Annotated in this window: 20 protein-coding genes; 14 read left to right on the plus strand and 6 right to left on the minus strand. The window is 72.5% G+C overall.

Going from position 1 to position 15,811, the window contains the following annotated elements; genetic code table 11:
* Positions 1–39: 39 nt before the first annotated feature.
* Positions 40–522: an SRPBCC family protein gene (locus ACFVQ0_RS34400; protein ID WP_390093097.1), complete on the plus strand. Its 483-nt coding sequence runs from the start codon at positions 40–42 to the stop codon at positions 520–522.
* Positions 523–569: 47 nt separating this feature from the next.
* Here ACFVQ0_RS34400 and ACFVQ0_RS34405 read toward each other — a convergent pair whose 3' ends face one another.
* Positions 570–1,733, minus strand: a complete 1,164-nt coding sequence (locus tag ACFVQ0_RS34405) for a PLP-dependent cysteine synthase family protein (RefSeq protein ID WP_390093098.1) — start codon at positions 1,731–1,733, stop codon at positions 570–572.
* 229 nt (positions 1,734–1,962) lie between these two features.
* Here ACFVQ0_RS34405 and ACFVQ0_RS34410 point away from each other — a divergent pair, with 229 nt between their 5' ends.
* The 4 genes from ACFVQ0_RS34410 to ACFVQ0_RS34425 all read left to right on the plus strand — a co-directional run bounded on the left by ACFVQ0_RS34410 (position 1,963) and on the right by ACFVQ0_RS34425 (position 5,126).
* Positions 1,963–2,280: a hypothetical protein gene (locus ACFVQ0_RS34410; protein ID WP_390093099.1), complete on the plus strand. Its 318-nt coding sequence runs from the start codon at positions 1,963–1,965 to the stop codon at positions 2,278–2,280.
* 187 nt (positions 2,281–2,467) lie between these two features.
* A complete protein-coding gene (locus ACFVQ0_RS34415; protein ID WP_390093100.1) occupies positions 2,468–2,989 on the plus strand; it encodes an ATP-binding protein in 522 nt (173 codons plus the stop codon).
* Positions 2,990–3,102: 113 nt separating this feature from the next.
* A complete protein-coding gene (locus tag ACFVQ0_RS34420) occupies positions 3,103–3,912 on the plus strand; it encodes a MerR family transcriptional regulator (protein WP_390093101.1) in 810 nt (269 codons plus the stop codon).
* Positions 3,909–5,126, plus strand: coding sequence for a glycosyltransferase (locus tag ACFVQ0_RS34425; RefSeq protein ID WP_390093102.1), 1,218 nt, complete (start codon positions 3,909–3,911; stop codon positions 5,124–5,126). The genes ACFVQ0_RS34420 and ACFVQ0_RS34425 overlap by 4 nt, the downstream gene beginning before the upstream one ends.
* 45 nt (positions 5,127–5,171) lie before the next feature.
* Here the strand turns inward: ACFVQ0_RS34425 and ACFVQ0_RS34430 are convergent, their stop codons facing one another.
* Positions 5,172–5,462, minus strand: coding sequence for an SHOCT domain-containing protein (locus ACFVQ0_RS34430; RefSeq protein WP_390093103.1), 291 nt, complete (start codon positions 5,460–5,462; stop codon positions 5,172–5,174).
* A gap of 206 nt (positions 5,463–5,668) precedes the next feature.
* Between ACFVQ0_RS34430 and ACFVQ0_RS34435 the strand changes: the two genes are divergently transcribed.
* Genes ACFVQ0_RS34435 through ACFVQ0_RS34450 form a run of 4 tightly spaced genes read left to right on the plus strand, consistent with a single transcriptional unit; the run spans position 5,669 to position 8,184 of the window.
* Positions 5,669–6,238, plus strand: coding sequence for a TetR/AcrR family transcriptional regulator (locus ACFVQ0_RS34435; RefSeq protein WP_390093104.1), 570 nt, complete (start codon positions 5,669–5,671; stop codon positions 6,236–6,238).
* A gap of 43 nt (positions 6,239–6,281) precedes the next feature.
* Positions 6,282–6,680, plus strand: coding sequence for a cupin domain-containing protein (locus ACFVQ0_RS34440; protein ID WP_390093105.1), 399 nt, complete (start codon positions 6,282–6,284; stop codon positions 6,678–6,680).
* A 26-nt stretch (positions 6,681–6,706) separates the two neighbouring features.
* A complete protein-coding gene (locus tag ACFVQ0_RS34445) occupies positions 6,707–7,288 on the plus strand; it encodes a DUF4865 family protein (RefSeq protein WP_390093106.1) in 582 nt (193 codons plus the stop codon).
* Positions 7,282–8,184 (plus strand): phosphotriesterase, encoded by a 903-nt coding sequence (locus ACFVQ0_RS34450; protein ID WP_390093107.1) that lies wholly within the window; start codon positions 7,282–7,284, stop codon positions 8,182–8,184. The genes ACFVQ0_RS34445 and ACFVQ0_RS34450 overlap by 7 nt, the downstream gene beginning before the upstream one ends.
* Positions 8,185–8,219: 35 nt before the next feature.
* On the opposite strand, the gene ACFVQ0_RS34455 is transcribed toward ACFVQ0_RS34450, so the two are convergent.
* Complete coding sequence (locus ACFVQ0_RS34455; protein ID WP_390093108.1) at positions 8,220–9,434, minus strand: ROK family protein; 1,215 nt, start codon at positions 9,432–9,434, stop codon at positions 8,220–8,222.
* 122 nt (positions 9,435–9,556) lie between these two features.
* On the opposite strand from ACFVQ0_RS34455, the gene ACFVQ0_RS34460 reads away from it, so the two are divergent.
* From ACFVQ0_RS34460 to ACFVQ0_RS34475, 4 genes are all read left to right on the plus strand, one after another.
* Positions 9,557–10,786 carry an MFS transporter gene (locus tag ACFVQ0_RS34460; RefSeq protein ID WP_390093109.1) on the plus strand — a complete coding sequence of 410 codons (1,230 nt, stop codon included), beginning with the start codon at positions 9,557–9,559 and terminating at the stop codon, positions 10,784–10,786.
* 67 nt (positions 10,787–10,853) lie between these two features.
* Positions 10,854–11,234 carry an SCO4225 family membrane protein gene (locus ACFVQ0_RS34465; protein WP_390093110.1) on the plus strand — a complete coding sequence of 127 codons (381 nt, stop codon included), beginning with the start codon at positions 10,854–10,856 and terminating at the stop codon, positions 11,232–11,234.
* A complete protein-coding gene (locus ACFVQ0_RS34470; RefSeq protein WP_390093111.1) occupies positions 11,227–12,015 on the plus strand; it encodes a maleylpyruvate isomerase N-terminal domain-containing protein in 789 nt (262 codons plus the stop codon). The genes ACFVQ0_RS34465 and ACFVQ0_RS34470 overlap by 8 nt, the downstream gene beginning before the upstream one ends.
* 83 nt (positions 12,016–12,098) lie before the next feature.
* Positions 12,099–12,449 carry a DUF6332 family protein gene (locus ACFVQ0_RS34475; protein WP_390093112.1) on the plus strand — a complete coding sequence of 117 codons (351 nt, stop codon included), beginning with the start codon at positions 12,099–12,101 and terminating at the stop codon, positions 12,447–12,449.
* On the opposite strand, the gene ACFVQ0_RS34480 is transcribed toward ACFVQ0_RS34475, so the two are convergent.
* From ACFVQ0_RS34480 to ACFVQ0_RS34490, 3 genes are all read right to left on the minus strand, one after another.
* Complete coding sequence (locus ACFVQ0_RS34480) at positions 12,410–13,075, minus strand: response regulator (RefSeq protein WP_390093113.1); 666 nt, start codon at positions 13,073–13,075, stop codon at positions 12,410–12,412. The two genes, ACFVQ0_RS34475 and ACFVQ0_RS34480, sit on opposite strands and share 40 nt — an antisense overlap.
* A complete protein-coding gene (locus tag ACFVQ0_RS34485) occupies positions 13,072–14,334 on the minus strand; it encodes a sensor histidine kinase (RefSeq protein WP_390093114.1) in 1,263 nt (420 codons plus the stop codon). The genes ACFVQ0_RS34480 and ACFVQ0_RS34485 overlap by 4 nt, the downstream gene beginning before the upstream one ends.
* A gap of 121 nt (positions 14,335–14,455) precedes the next feature.
* Entirely contained in the window at positions 14,456–15,205 is a 750-nt protein-coding gene (locus tag ACFVQ0_RS34490; protein ID WP_390093115.1) for a TetR/AcrR family transcriptional regulator, read from the minus strand.
* 127 nt (positions 15,206–15,332) lie between these two features.
* Between ACFVQ0_RS34490 and ACFVQ0_RS34495 the strand changes: the two genes are divergently transcribed.
* Positions 15,333–15,785: a nitroreductase family deazaflavin-dependent oxidoreductase gene (locus tag ACFVQ0_RS34495; protein WP_390093116.1), complete on the plus strand. Its 453-nt coding sequence runs from the start codon at positions 15,333–15,335 to the stop codon at positions 15,783–15,785.
* Positions 15,786–15,811 lie beyond the last annotated feature (26 nt).

The raw sequence follows: 15,811 nt of genomic DNA on the forward strand, positions 1-15,811 counted from the left end.
GGCGGCTTGCCGCCGCCGACCGCACGGGAGGTGCGTTCCATGACCCGCCGACTCCGCTCCATGGACCTCGACTTCGTCGAGACCGCTCCGCTGAGACTGGTCTTCGCCGCCGAGGTGGCCGCGCCCCCCGATGCGGTGTACCGCGCCCTGGCCGATGACGTCGAGGGCTGGCCCTGCTGGTTCACCCAGCTGACGTCGGCGCGGCCGGTCGACGCGGGCGCGGGCCGCGAGGTGCGGCTCCGGGGCGGGATCAGGTTCCGGGAGACGGTCGTCGCCGCGGAGCCCGGCAGCCGGTACGCGTACCGGATCGACGACTCCAACGCCCCGGGGCTGCACGCCCTGGTGGAGGAGTGGCTGCTGACCCCGGCCGGTACCGGCACCCGGGTGCAGTGGACCTTCGCCGCCGACGGCTCCGCGCTGTTCCGGTTCACGATGCGACGGGCGCGCCCCGCGGTGGGCAAGTCGTTCCGGGACGCCGTGCGCAACCTCGGCCGACGGCTCTCCGGACCGGCCGCCGCCTGAGGAGGGCGGCGGCCGGTCCGGAGTACGGCGGGTCGGCCTGCGCCGGATCAGACCGTGCCGCCCTGCGGGCCGGGCCATCTGCCGGTGGTCAGGAACTGGTCGATGGTCCGGGTGTACGGCGCGATGTCCAGGCCCTGCGCGGCCAGCCAGGAGTCGGAGTAGTACTTGTCGAGATAGCGGTCGCCGGGGTCGCAGATCAGCGTGACGATGCTGCCGGTGGCGCCCTGCGCGAGCATCTCCGCGACCAGCTTGAAGGCGCTCCACAGCCCCGTCCCGGTGGAGCCGCCGGCCTTGCGGCCGATGGACCGCTCCAGCGCGCGCACGGCCGCGACCGTGGCCGCGTCCGGGACCTTCATCATCCGGTCGATGGCCCCCGGCACGAAGCTCGGCTCCATCCGGGGCCTGCCGATGCCCTCGATGCGCGATCCGCAGTCGCTGGTGGCCAGCGGGTCGTGATTGGTCCAGCCGTCGAAGAAGCAGGAGTTCTCCGGGTCGGGCACACAGATCCGGGTGTCGTGCTGCATGTAGTGCACGTACCGCGCGATGGTCGCGGAGGTGCCGCCGGTGCCCGCCGTGGCGACGATCCAGGTGGGCTCCGGGTACCGCTCCAGCCGCAACTGCTGGTAGATCGACTCCGCGATGTTGTTGTTGCCGCGCCAGTCCGTGGCCCGCTCCGCGTAGGTGAACTGGTCCATGTAGTGACCGCCGGACTCCGCCGCGAGCGTCGCGGACTCCTCGTACAGCCTGCGCGAGTCGTCCACGAAGTGGCAGCGGCCGCCGTGGAATTCGATGAGCCGGCACTTCTCGGGGCTGGTGGTGCGGGGCATCACGGCGATGAACGGCACCCCGATCAGCTTGGCGAAGTACGCCTCGGAGACGGCGGTCGAACCGCTCGACGCCTCGATCACCGGCCGTCCGGGGCGGATCCAGCCGTTGCAGAGCCCGTAGAGGAAGAGCGAGCGTGCCAGCCGGTGCTTGAGGCTGCCGGTGGGGTGCGTCGACTCGTCCTTGAGGTAGAGGTCGATGCCCCAGCTCTCGGGCAGCGGGAAGCGCAGCAGATGCGTGTCGGCCGAGCGGTTGGCATCGGCCTGCACCTTGCGTACGGCTTCCTTGAGCCAGGCCCGGTACGCCAGGTCGGTGCGGTCGATGTCGACGGTCGCCACCGCTTCGCCGTCGTTTCTGTGCCCACTTCTGTGCTCACTCGTGTCCATCAGCGCGCTTCTCCTCGTACGACCGGTCTCGGCGCGCCCCACGATAGGCCCCCTACCTGCACAAACATTGACTTTGATGCTCCATAGCCCTGCCTTGGTGTTGCGAACGGGGCGCTTGCGGGAACCGTCGCGGCCCGAATGCGTCATTGCGCCCCACCCCGGTCTGGTGCAGCCGGTCCGGGTTGTGCACACTTTCATTCGGGGGCGTGACGAAGGGGGCGAAGGGGCCATGTCCGAAACGGAGTTCAGTGAGACAGGCGTACGGATCGACCGGTGGGCGCGCTCGCTCTCACGGGCCGGGCAGGTGACCGTCAAGGACGGCCGGCTGGCGCTGCTGACCAGTTACGGCCGGGAGATCGACAGCGCACCGGTGGGGACGGTGAGCACGGGCAGAGCGTGGTTCTCCGGCGCGGACGCGACGGTGGCACGGGTCAACGGGACGCGGTACCGGCTGACGATGCCGCGCCGCTCGGACAAGCCCGACGAGGCCGGTCCCGCGCGCCGGTTCCTCGAAGCGCTGCGCGGGGCGGCCGCCGCGCACGGCTGACGGAGCGGCGCCACGGGGACACCGCGAGTTGCGGAGCCGGAACCCCTGAGCGACATTGGAGTCACGTCACTCATGGTTTACCGGCGGTCACACTGTGATCCAGGCCGCCGGCCCGGAATCAGCAGTCAGCCATCTGCTGGATCCGTCCCTTCGTCTTCTTCCGGACCTATTTCGGGGAGTCGCAGCCGTGATCAGCGAGCCAAGCAGGCACTGCACGGTGGAGCTCCAGGCCCTGCCGTCGCGGATCGGTCAGGTCCGCAGAATCATCTCGGCGCAGTTGCGCTACTGGCATCTCGATCCCTTGATCGACCAGGCAGCGCTGGGCGTCACGGAACTCCTGACCAATGTCCACCGGCATGCACAGCCGGACAAGTCATGCACCGTCGAGGTCGAGTTGCTGCTCGAACGGCTGACGGTGTCCGTCCACGACCACGACCCACGGCTGCCGACCGTGCGCGAGGCCGACGACTCCAGTACGTCGGGGCGCGGACTCGCACTGATCGCCGCGGTCAGCGAGAGCTGGGGTGTCCGTCCCCGCGGCGGAGCCGGAAAGGTCGTCTGGTTCACCCTTCCGGCCCCTTCCCTGTTCGCCGTCCAGCCAACGCATTCGGTGTACGGGGCGACGACCGACGGACCGTTCGACCTGAGCGGCATCATGTCGCCGGAGGGTGTGCAGCCCTCGGTGGCACGGTCCGTGTCGGTCGGCTGACACGGCAGGAGCGGGACGCCCAACGGGGCGTCCCGCTCCTGCCGTGGTGGGAGCCGATTTGACCCTCCCCTTACGTCAGGCCCAAGACTGTCGGGCGACGAAGGGGCTGGTACATGGGCTACTCGGTGGGACAGGTCTCGGCTCTCGCCGGGGTGACGGTGCGGACACTGCACCACTACGACAAGACGGCGCTGCTCTCGCCCAGCGGCCGCAGCGGAGCCGGCTACCGGGTCTACAGCGACGCCGACCTGGCGCGTCTCCAGCAGATCCTCTTCTATCGCGAACTCGGCTTCTCCCTCGACGAGATCGCCGCGATCCTGAAGGATCCCCGGGCGAGCGCCCTGGAACACCTCAGGTCCCGACAGCGGGAGCTCGGTGAGGAGATCGCCAGGCTCCAGCACCTGGCCGAGGTGGCGGAACGGGCCATCGAGGTCCAGCAGACCGGTGTGGCCCTCACCCCCGAGGAACGGTTCGAGGTCTTCGGGGAGATCACCTTCGACCTCAGCTACGCCGCGGAGGCCGAGCGGAAGTGGGCGCACTCGGACGGACAGCGTGAGGCGATGTCGCGCGCGGCCGCCCACACCAAGGACGACTGGCGGCAGCTCATGCGGGAGGCCGCGGCCTGGCGCGCGGAGTTGCTCGCCGCCTTCGACGACGGGGAACCGAGCGACGGCGAGCGGGCCATGGACCTCGCGGAGGAGCACCGGCTGCACATCTCACGCTGGTTCACCTCCTGCCCGCCCGGGATGCACCGGCGCATCGCGGACGACTTCGTGGCCGACCCCCGCGCCTTCGCCCTCGTCGTACCGGCGTCGCAGCAACGCCCCGGCCTGTCCGCGTACATGCGCAAGGCCGTGCACGCCAACGCGGACCGCCACCCGGCCGGCCCCGACGACCGCACCGGCTCGCGGGACTGCCGATGAGAATCCTGATCGCCGCGGCCGGATCGCGGGGCGACGTCGCCCCGTACACGGGCCTGGGCGCCGAACTGCGCCGGGCCGGTTACGACGTCACCCTCGCCGCCACCGACGCCTTCGCCTCTCTCGTACGGGACGCCGGGCTGGAGTTCCGCAGCCTCGCCGCCGGGCCGGAGGCGGCCGGCGGTGGCGGCACAGAGCGCAGTGACCTCATGCGCACCGCGGCCGCGTTCATCGCCGGGCTGGGCCAGGGGCTCGCCGACGCGATGGCCGACGGCGCGGATCTGCTCCTGCTCTCGACCACGATGGCCCCGCTCGGCTGGCACCTGGCCGAGGCCACCGGCACCCCGAGCCTGGGCGTGTACCTTCAGCCCACCGCACCGACCGGCGACTTCCCGCCCGTCGTCACGGGTTCCCGCTCGCTGGGCAGGCTCGCCAACCGGGCCTCCGGCCGCTTCGCCCTCCGCATGGCCGACCGTGTCTACGCGCACGCCGCCGCGGAGCTGCGCCGGAGCCTCCGGCTGCCCCCGGTCGCCGCGTCCGCGATGCGCCGCCGGCAGGACCAGGCCGGCTGGCCCGTCCTGCACGGCTTCAGCACAGCGCTGGTGCCCCGCCCCTCCGACTGGCGCGCCGGCCTGGACGTCGTGGGCAACTGGTGGCCCGCCCTCGAACCGGCGGAGCGGCTGCCCGCCGATCTGGAGGACTTCCTGCGCGCCGGTCCCCCGCCCGTGCTCATCGGCTTCGGGAGCATGGCGGGCGGTGACGGGGAGCGGCTGAGCGACATCGCCGTGCGCGCCCTGCGCCGTGCGGGGCTGCGCGGCATCCTGCAAGCCGGCAGCGCGGGTCTGGCGGCCACCGGTGACGGCGTCCTCGCGATCGGGGACACACCGCATGCCCTGCTCTTCCCCCGGCTGGCCGCGGTGGTCCACCACGCCGGCGCCGGCACGTCGGCTGCCGCGCTGCGCGCGGGGGTTCCCGCGGTCACGGTTCCGGTGACCGCGGACCAGCCCTTCTGGGCCGCACGGCTGGCCGCACTGGGCGCCGCGACCGAGCCCGTCCCCTTCCGCTCCCTCACCGAGGAACGGCTCGCGGACTCACTCGGTCACGTCGTCGGAGAGCGGACATACGCCCGCGCCGCCGCGGAAGCGGCGCGGCATATGGCGGCCGAGGACGGCGCGGGCCAGGTACTCAGGGCCGTCCGGCAGCTGACCGGGGCATGAGGCCCGCCCCCTCAGGGGCCGCGGGCGAACACCCGCTGGTGGAGGTCATGCCGCGCCGCCGCTGCCACGGGTGCCGAACTGCTCGTCGAGGACGGAGAGACGGCGCCAGTACTCGTCCTCGTCGATCTCCCCGGCGGCGAAGCGGCGCCCGAGCATGTCGATCGGTGAGGGTTCGGCGTGGCCGGCCTGTCCGGCCCGGACCTGCCAGGGTCCGCGCCGGCCGTACCGGACGGTGCGTCGTACGACCGTGACGACGCCGATGACGACGGCCGCCCAGACGAGCGGGAAGAGGAGGATCCACGGTCCGGGTCCCCCGCTGAAGGCCAGGGTGTTCATCTCGGTCAGCTCCTCTGTCAGGGCTCGTGTTCTTCTGTCACCTACGAGCCTGGCTCCGGGGAGGGGGCCGCGTCGTCGTACGGGCAGCGGCAGTGCACGTACCTCCTCGGGAGTAGCCGGCGGGCGGGCGGCTGCTCCCGCCCGCCGCCGCGTCTTCCTGATCACTGACCGTGGACTCTGTACCTACTAGTATGTACAGTGTCTGCATGAGCACTCCGGACCGTCTGATCGAAGCCACCCAGGAGCTCCTGTGGGAGCGCGGATACGTGGGCACGAGCCCCAAGGCCATCCAGCAGCGGGCGGACGCGGGCCAGGGCAGCATGTACCACCACTTCAGCGGGAAGCCCGAGCTGGCCCTCGCCGCCATCCGGCGTACGTCCGCGGAGATGCGCGAGACGGCCGGCCGCACCTTCGACGCGCCCGGCTCCGCGTACGAGCGCATCTCGCGCTACCTGCTGCGTGAGCGCGATGTACTGCGGGGCTGCCCGGTGGGGCGGCTGACGATGGACCCGGACGTGATCGTGAGCGACGAACTGCGCGCCCCCGTCGACGAGACGATCGGGTGGCTGCGCGGCAGGCTGGCCGCGATCGTCCAGGAGGGCCTGGATCGGGGTGAGTTCACCCGTGGTCTGGTACCCGACGATGTCGCGGCGACGATCGTCGCGACGGTGCAGGGCGGCTATGTACTGGCCCGCGCCTCCGGTTCGACGGACGCCTTCGACGCCGCCGTCCGGGGACTGCTCACGCTGCTCGCCCCCGCCACGGATGCCGGCTGAACCCCCGCCATACGCGACCGACCGCACAAGGAGCACCCCACACATGCGCATCACCAGGAACCGCCCGGACACGCAGACCGGGCCGCCCGAGCACTTCACCGGCAGCGTCTGGCTCGACGAGCTCGCGGCGCCCGAACCGCCGTCCCACATCAGGATGTTCAGCGTTCACTTCGCCCCGGGCGGGCACACCGCCTGGCACACCCACCCGCACGGTCAGGTCCTCCATGTCACCGAGGGCGAGGGCCTGGTGCAGCGCAGGGGCGGTCCGGTGGAGTCGATCCGGGCGGGTGACACCGTGTGGATCGAGCCGGACGAATGGCACTGGCACGGGGCCGCGCCCCGCACCTTCATGACCCATCTGGCCCTCGTCGAGGCGGCCGAGGACGGCTCCACCATCCACTGGCACCCCGACGCCCGCGTCTCCGAATACCCGGCGGCCTGAGAAGTCGCGGACCTGAGGAGCAGACGATGCACGCCATGCAGTACGAGATCACCCTTCCCGCCGACTACGACATGGGCATCATCCGGGACCGGGTGGCGACCAGGGGCCACCTCCTGGACGACTTCCCCGGACTCGGCGTCAAGGCCTACCTGATGCGGGAGCGCGGCGAGGACTCGCCGGTCAACCAGTACGCGCCGTTCTACCTGTGGTCGACGCCCGAAGGCATGAACTCCTTCCTCTGGGGCTCCGGATTCCAGGGCATCGTGCGGGACTTCGGGCGCCCCGAGGTGCGGCACTGGACAGGGCTGTCCTTCGCGCAGGGCCCCTCGTCGGCCGCGCTCCCCCGCACGGCCATCCGCCGCCGCGAACCCGTTCCGGCGTCGGCCGCCCCCGCTGACGCGGTAGAAGCCGCGCTGGAGGAGAGCCGCCGGCTCGCGAAGGCGCCCGGCGCCGTCGTCACGGCGCTCGCCGTGGACCCGCGCCACTGGGAGCTGGTCCACTTCACGCTCTGGGACGGTCCCGCGCCGGAGGAGCCAGGAGAGTGCTTCGAGGTGCTCCACGTCAGCAGCCCGGAACGCGAAGAACTCAAGGAGGGACGCCAGTGGTAGCCACGGTCCGCACCGTGCTCGGGGACGTCGCCCCCGGCGAACTGGGCGTGTGCGACGCCCACGACCACCTCTTCATCCGCAGTCCCATGCTGCCGGGCCAGGAACTGGACGACCCGCAGGACGCCGCCCGGCGGCTCGGCGCCTTCAAGGAGTTGGGCGGCCGCGCGGTGGTGCAGTGGACGCCGCACGGGATGGGACGCGGAGCCGGATCGCTGGCCGCGCTCTCGCGTTCGACGGGCGTGCACGTGGTGGCCGCCACCGGGCTGCACCAGGCGGCGCAGTATCCGCCCGCGCTGCTGGACCGGATCCGGGACCGGCTCGCCCCGCTCTTCGTCGCGGAGCTCACGGAGGGCATCGGCTCCACCGGGGTACGGGCGGGGCTCATCAAGGTCGCCGGGGCCTTACACGCGGTCGACGCGCACGCCCGGCTCACCATGACGGCGGCGGCCGAGGCGCATCACCGCACGGGCGCGCCGATCGCCGTCCACCTGGAGCTGGGCACCGCCGCGCTCGATGTGCTCGATCTGCTCTGCGGGGAACTGGGCGTCGCGCCGCAGCGGGTGATCCTCGGGCATCTGGGCCGCTCACCGGAGGGTGCCGTGCAGCGGGAGGCGGCGCGGGCGGGGGCATTCCTCGCGTTCGACGGTCCGTCCAGGGCCCACCACGCGACGGACTGGCGCCTCCCCTCGGAGCTGGCGGAGCTGGCCGAGGCGGGGTTCGGCGGGCAGCTGCTGCTGGGCGGCGACACCACCGTGCCGGAGACGCCGGGCATGCCGCATCTGCTGCGCCGGCTGCGTCCGCGCCTGGAGGAGGCCCTGGGGGCGGAGGTCATGGAGGCGGTGCTGGTCGGCAATCCGGCGCGGGCGTTCGCGTTCGAACCGGTCCGGGGGGTTTGAGGGCCGACGGGGCACCGCCCCGACGGCCCGCCCGCTCAGGCAAGTGCGACCAAGGGGTCGTCCAGCACCGGCTGCCAGGCCAGTTCCGCCGCACCGACCAGGCTGTTGTGGTCGAGGCTGCAGGCCAGGATCGGCACACTGCCGCTGCGCCCCCACAGACTGCGGTCGGCGACCACCGCCCGCAGCCGTTCCGGGTCGGCGTCGAGCAGCGCGCGGTGCAGTCCGCCCAGGATGATCCGGTCCGGGTTGAGGATGTTGACCAGCCCGGCGAGACCGAGTCCCAGGCGGTCGATCAGCTCCTCTGCCGCGACGCGTACCGCCATGTCGTCGTACTCGTTGCGCAGCAGGTCTCCGGACTGCTTGAGGAGCGACTCCTCGGGGCCGGGCCGGCGCCCGGCCGCGGTCAGGAAGGCGAGCGGGTCGGTCTCGACGTCGAGGCAGCCCCGGCCGCCGCAGTGGCAGGGCCGGCCCTCCGGGTTGACCGTGAGGTGGCCGACCTCCAGGGCAAGCCCCGAACTCCCGCTGTGCAGGCGGCCGTCCAGGACGAGCGCCCCGCCGACGCCGCGGTGGCCTGTGGCCACGCAGAGCAGATGCTGGGCGCCGCGCCCGGCTCCGTGCCGGTGCTCGGCGAGCGCGGCGAGGTTGACGTCGTTGCCGGTGAACGCCGGTCCCTCGATGCCCGCTTCGCGGACGCATGTGGCGAAGATCTCGCGGACCGGGGCGCCGGCCGGCCAGGCGATGTGGAGGGGGTTGAGGGCCGTTCCTTCCGGCTCGGCCACCGCGGACGGCACGGCGAGTCCGGCCCCCACGCAGCGCAGCCCGCTGTCCCGCAGCAACCGGGCGCAGTCGTCGACGACTTCACCGATGACCTGCGCCGGGTCCGCGGTGATGGTGACGCAGCCGGGGGCGGTCGCGACGAGGCGGCCGCCCAGTCCGACCAGCGCGGCCCGGAAGCCGTCCGCGTGGACCTGGGCCGCGACGGCCACCGGCCCGGACTCCCGCACCGCCAGCCGGTGCGAGGGGCGCCCCTGCGAGCCCGCCGCGGAGCCGGGCCTGGAGTCCACCCTGATCAGACCGAGCGCCTCCAGCTCCGCGGCGACCGCGCCCGCCGTGGCGCGGGTGACGCCGAGCTCGGAGGTGAGGACCGCACGAGTGGGCGCGCGTCCGGTATGGACCAGTTCCAGCGCGGGGCCCAGCGCGCTGCGGCCCCTCTCCAACTTCGTCCGGGTGTGGGTCACCTTGCCGTTCATGGGGGCGAGTCTCCCATGATCCGGAGGTGTTGCCGACGCCGCGGTGGCCGGGTTCGCCCCTTGTGCGACGCCCGTCGGCAGCCGTCTTGCGTCCGCTGTCCGCAGGCCTCTATGCTGACTTTGTGCCGCACCTAAACAAACTGCGGACGGCCCTGCCGGGGGGACCGGGCGGCAACCCCGCCCCACCCTCGTCCTCCCGTCTCCGTACCGCGCTGACCGTGTTCTTCGCCCTCGACGGGTTCATCTTCGCCGGCTGGGTGGTCCGTATCCCGGCCATCAAGCACCAGACCGGCGCCTCTGCCGCCACCCTCGGCCTCGCACTCCTCGGCGTGTCCGCCGGCGCCGTCATCACCATGATGCTCACCGGCAGGCTCTGCAACCGCTTCGGCAGCCATGCGGTGACCGTGGTCTGCGGTGTCCTGCTCCCCCTCAGCATCGCGCTGCCCGCACAGACCCACTCGGCCCTCTCACTCGGCCTGGTACTGCTGGTGTTCGGCGCCGCGTACGGCGGGATGAACGTGGCGATGAACAGCGCGGCGGTGGACCTCGTCAACGCCCTGCGGCGCCCCGTGATGCCCGGCTTCCACGCCGCGTTCAGCCTCGGCGGCATGGTCGGTGCCGGGCTCGGCGGGCTGGTCGCGGGTGGTCTCTCCCCCTCCGCCCATCTCCTGATCCTGACCGGATTCGGACTGCTCGTGACCGCCTTCGCGGGCCCCGTGCTGCTCCGCAACACCGTCGCGAAGCCCCCGCGGGCGGCGGCCGCGAGCAGCGAGCGCCCCAAGCGCCTGGGCAGGCGGGCCCGCCGGGTGGTGCTCCTCTTCGGCATGATCGCGCTCTGCACGGCCTACGGCGAGGGCGCCCTGGCCGACTGGGGCGCCCTCCACCTGGAGCAGGACCTGCACGCCCATCCCGGGATCGCGGCGGCGGGCTACTCGCTGTTCGCCCTGGCGATGACGGCGGGCCGGCTCACCGGCACGGCGCTGCTCGAACGGCTCGGCCAGACCCGGACCCTGGTCGCGGGCGGCGGCACCGCCGCGGCGGGCATGCTGCTCGGCGCGCTCGCCCCGACCACCTGGCTCGCGCTGCTCGGGTTCGCGATCACCGGGCTCGGGCTGGCCAACATCTTCCCCGTGGCGGTCAGCAGGGCCGGTGAGCTGGCGGGTCCCGGCGGGGTGGCGGCGGCCTCGACGCTCGGTTACGGCGGAATGCTGCTCGGACCGCCCGCGATCGGGTTCCTCACCGACTGGTTCTCGCTGCCCGCGGCCCTGACCACCGTGACCCTGCTGGCGGCCGCGGCCGCGGCGCTGGGGTACGCCGCCCGCAATGTGTCGCATACCGTCACGAGTGAGTAGCCGTACTCAGGCAGAAACGGTTCCCCGGACGCACGCTGGAGAGGTCGGCCACCAACGGGGAGTATCGATGAACAAGCCTGCTACGACCACGCGGCACCTCCGCACATTCGCGCGCCTGGCCTTCGGCAACGCCGCCTCACTGATCTATCTGGGCGTGGTCGCGGCCACCGCCGTGTTCGTCACGGTGGACACGCTGTTCGTCGCCCACGAGGACGCCTCGTTCTCCGGGGTCTGGCTCTTCTTCCTGGCCGCACCCACCGTGTTCCTCTTCCTCATCCTCGACAGCACGTTGTGGGGAGCGGGTTCGGCCGGACCCGACTGGTACATGTACCTCGCCCTGGTCGTGTCCGTGCTGGCGCAGTCGTTCGTCCTCGGCTGGTTCGTACGTCTGCTGCGCGGCGGGCCGGGGCGGACGCGCTCGCGCTCGGCCCACCCGCAGGGTGCCTGAGCGCTGGCACAATCCCTGCCATGACATCGCGGAGCACATCAACACCCTGGACGAAGAGGGCCGGTTGCTGGCCGAGGCAGCCACGGAGGCCGGGACCGGCGCGCCCGTGCCGACCTGCCCGGACTGGCAGGTACGGGATCTGCTGCGGCACACCGCGATGGTGCACGCCTGGGCGACCGCCTTCCTGACCGAGGGGCACACCACGTACGTCCGCGGCCCCGCCGAACCGGACCTGGACGGGCCGGAACTGCTCGACCGGTTCCGCGAGGGACACCGCCGGCTGGTGGACGCCCTGAAGGGCGCGTCCCCGGACGTACAGTGCTGGACCTTCTTCGCCGCGCCTTCGCCGCTCGCCTTCTGGGCACGGCGGCAGGCGCACGAGACGGCCGTCCACCGGGTCGACGCGGAGTCCGCACGTGGCGGCGCGCTGTCCCCGGTGGCGGCCGCGCACGCCACCGACGGCGTCGACGAGCTGCTCCGGGGCTTCCACGCCCGCCCGAAGACCCGGCTGCGCACCGAAGTGCCCCGCACACTGCGGGTGCGGGCCACCGACACCGGCGCGGTGTGGACCGTGGAGCTCTCCGCGGATCCGCCGCGAACCGTACGCGGGACCGGGGCGCCGACGGACCGTGCCAAGGACCGTTCCGTGGACTCCGAGTTGAGCGGCACGGCCCGGGACCTGTATCTCTCGCTCTGGAACCGGCTGCCGCTCACCGCCCTCACCGTGACCGGCGACCCCGCTCTCGCCCGGCTGTGGCAGGAGAAATCAGCGGTCAACTGATCATCGGCGCCCGCCTCCGCGGGCCCCGCTCCGCGCCGGAGGCGTGGTTGTCCTCCGGTCATCCCGACTGTGACACTTCAGACATGGGACACCGAAGCCAGGCCGACCGGGACGCCATGACCGTCGAGATCGGTTTCGCCGTGCTGACCGGTGCCGTGATGGCCGCCGCGGCATTCGTCGTGGCCTGCGTCCCCACCGCCTTCCTCTCGCCGGACAGCGGCCTGCGGTCCGTGCTGCTGATGGTCGCGGCGGGAGTGGCGGGGCTCGTCTTCACGGGACGGGTCGTCGACGTGCTGTGGCGGTTCGGCCGCCGGGACTCCACTGTGGACCTCGGCCCCACGGGTCCGGCGCGCGGTGCGGCAGGCGGTAAGGGGCGTGGCCCGGCAGTGCCGGTTCAGCCGAGCCAGCCGGGCCGGACGAGCCCCGACTCGTAGGCGAGCACAACCAGTTGGGCCCGGTCGCGGGCGCCGAGCTTCACCATGGTCCGGCTCACGTGGGTCTTGGCCGTGAGCGGGCTGACGACGAGCCTGCGGGCGATCTCCTCATTGGAGAGCCCGATGCCCACCAGGGCCATCACCTCGCGTTCCCGTTCGGTCAGTTCGCTCAGGCCGGTAGCCGCGACGGGTTCCTTGGAACGGGCCGCGAACTCCGCGATCAGCCGGCGGGTGACGCCCGGGGACAGCAGCGCGTCACCGGCGACCACCGCGCGGACGGCCCGCAGCAGCTCTTCCGGTTCGGTGTCCTTCACCAGGAAACCGGAGGCTCCGGAGCGGATCGCCTCGAAGACGTACTCGTCGAGTTCGAAGGTGGTGAGCATGACCACCCTCACCTCGTCCAGCGCGGGGTCCCCGGTGATGGCGCGGGTCGCGGCGAGGCCGTCGAGACGCGGCATCCGGATGTCCATCAGTACGGTGTCCGGGCGCAGTTCGCGCACCAGCCGGACGGCCTCCTCGCCGTCGGCCGCCTCGCCCGCCACCTCGATGTCCGGCTGGGCGTCCAGGAGGGCCCGGAATCCGGCCCGGACCAGCAGCTGGTCATCGGCGAGCAGTACGCGAATCACGGTGTCTCCTTCTCGTGCGGGGGTGCCCCGCCGGTGGCCCCGGCCGGCAGCGGAAGCTCGGCTCGCACCCGCCAGCCGCCGTCGGGCCGGGTACCCGCCTCGATCGTGCCACCCAGCGCCGCGGCCCGCTCCCGCATGCCGGCCAGTCCGTTGCCGCTGCCCCCCGCGTCGGTGCCGGTGGCGGGTCCCCGGTCGTCGATCCGGAGCAGGATGCGGCCGGGCCCGTACCCGACCGCGACCTCCGCGGTACGCGAACCGGAGTGTCGCACCACGTTCGTCAGCGCCTCCTGCACGATCCGGAACGCGGCCAGGTCCGCGCCGGGCGGCACGGCGCCGCGTGCGCCGTCCGTCGTTACCGTGACGGTCAGGCCGGTGCTCGCGGCCTGCTCCACCAGCTCGGGCAGTCTGTCGAGTCCGGGAGCCGGCGCCCTGGGCGCGTCCCCGGGGGTGCGAAGCGTGTCGAGTACCTGTCTGACCTCGCCGAGCGCCTCCTTGCTGGCGGCCTTGATGGTGGTGAGCGCCGTACGGGCCTGCTCGGGGTCGGAGTCGAGCAGGGCGAGGCCGACCCCGGCCTGGACGTTGATGACGGAGATGCTGTGGGCGAGGACGTCGTGCAGCTCCCGGGCCATCCGCAGGCGCTCCTCGTCGGCCCGCCTCCGCTCCGCGGCCGCCCGTTCCATCCGCTGCGCCGCCCACTGCTCACGTTTTACCCGGACGAACTCCGCGGCGGCGACGATCGCCACCACCCAGGCGGCGACCCCGACTTCCTGCCCCCAGGGCGGGGCCGAGTCGCCCGGGGGAGGCAGCCATCGGTAGAGCCAGTGGGCGACCAGCAGATGCCCCAGCCACACCATGCCGACGGCCGACCACGCGGCCCGGCGATGCCCGGCGACGACCGCGCTGAAGCAGCCCACGGCGACGGCCAGGAAGACCGGCCCGTACGGATATCCGGCCCCGAGATAGACCATCGCCGCGGCCGAGCTCACGAAGACGGCCACGACGGGGTGACGGTGGCGCACCAGCAGCACGGCCACGGAGACGAGGAGCAGCAGCCGGGCGAAGAGGTCCAGCGGGGCCTTCTCGCCGAGCTGGCCGTGGGCCGCGATGCTCGACCCGACCATGACGACGATGCCGAGCAGCAGTGTCGACAGCCACGGCAGGCGAGCGGCGGAGCTCCCCCGTGCTCCGGTCAGCCAGCGCGGCGGCCCGCCCCGGCCACCGGGGGGACCGCCGCTTTCCTGTGAGCGCTGCTCTTCCATGCGGTCACGCTAGACGGAGGACCACCCCGCGGGCGTCCGCCGGGCGTGGCGATCACCCGTACTCCCTGTGGAGTACGGCGAACGGGGACAGCCGGGCGCGGGGCAGGGCGGGGGCAGCGGCTCAGCGCCGTGCCCGGCCGCCCTGGCCCGCCGTGCCGCGCGCCGCACTTCCCAGCAGGCCGACCGTGCGGCCCAGCTCCTCGACGGCCTGGCGGAAGAAGACCGCCCTGGCCTCGACCACCCGGTCGAACTGGCCGAAGATCTCGAACGACACCAGCCCGAAGAGCTGCGCCCAGGCGGCGACGATCGGTGGGGCGACGGCGGGGGGCAGGCCGGGGGCCAGGTCCGCGGCGAGCCGTTCGGCCTCGGGGCGCAGCTCCTCCGTGAGCGGCGGCAGCGCGAGCCCCACCTCGCGGTGGGCCTCCTCGACAACGGCGACGAGGACCAGGCCGACGCGCGACGCGGGGGCGATGGTGACCTGCGGCGCCGTGTAGCCGGGCACCGGCGAACCGTAGATCAGGGCGTACTCGTGGGGATGCGCCAGCGCCCAGTCACGGACGGCACAGGCGACCGCGACCCAGCGGGCCAGATGCGCGACGGGCGCGGAGCCGTCCGGGGAGGCGGTCCGGTGGGCGTTCTCCGCGGCCTCTCCCACGGAGTCGTACGCATCGACGATCAGCGCCGTGAGCAGCTCGTCGCGGCTGGGGAAATAGCGGTAGAGGGCCGAGGAGACCATGCCGAGCTCCCGCGCGACCGCGCGCAGCGAGAGTTTGGCCGCCCCTTCGGCGGCGAGCTGCCTGCGCGCTTCGTCCTTGATCGCGGCGGTGACTTCGATGCGGGCCCGTTCCCTGGCTCCTCTGATGGCGCTCATGGGCAGCATTCTGTCACGCGATCAGAGCGGCGACCAATAACGAGAGCAGTGCTCTTGCTTTCGAGCACCACTCTCGCGCACACTGATCTCAAGCGAGAGCACCGCTCTCCCAACAGTAGGGATCACCATGTCGCAGGCTTACTACCTTCAGGGAAGCCCACTCACGGTCCGCCTGAACAGCGTCGTCGGCCGGCTCGCCCGGCACGGCGTCAGCCTGCTCGGTACCCATGAGCTGTCGGTCCGCGGACGCAAGAGCGGCCGGATGCAGCGCATCCCCGTGAATCCTCACAAGCACGAGGGCGCTCAGTACCTGGTCTCGGCACGCGGCCACTCGCAGTGGGTGCGCAACATGCGGGCCGCGGGCGGCGGAGAACTGCGCAAGGGCCGCAGCGTTCGCCCCTTCACCGCTGTGGAGATCGCCGACGACGAGCAGAAGGTGATCGTCGTCCGCGCCTACCTGAAGCGCTGGGGCTGGGAGGTCAATCAGTATTTCCAGGGCATCACGGTGAAGTCGACGGATGCCGAGCTCCTCGCGGCCTGCCCCGACCATCCCGTCTTCCGGATCACCGTCGAGGGCTGACCGGACGGCCGGCCCCGACGGCTCTC

This window comes from Streptomyces sp. NPDC057900, from assembly GCF_042887885.1.
Lineage (GTDB): Bacteria > Actinomycetota > Actinomycetes > Streptomycetales > Streptomycetaceae > Streptomyces.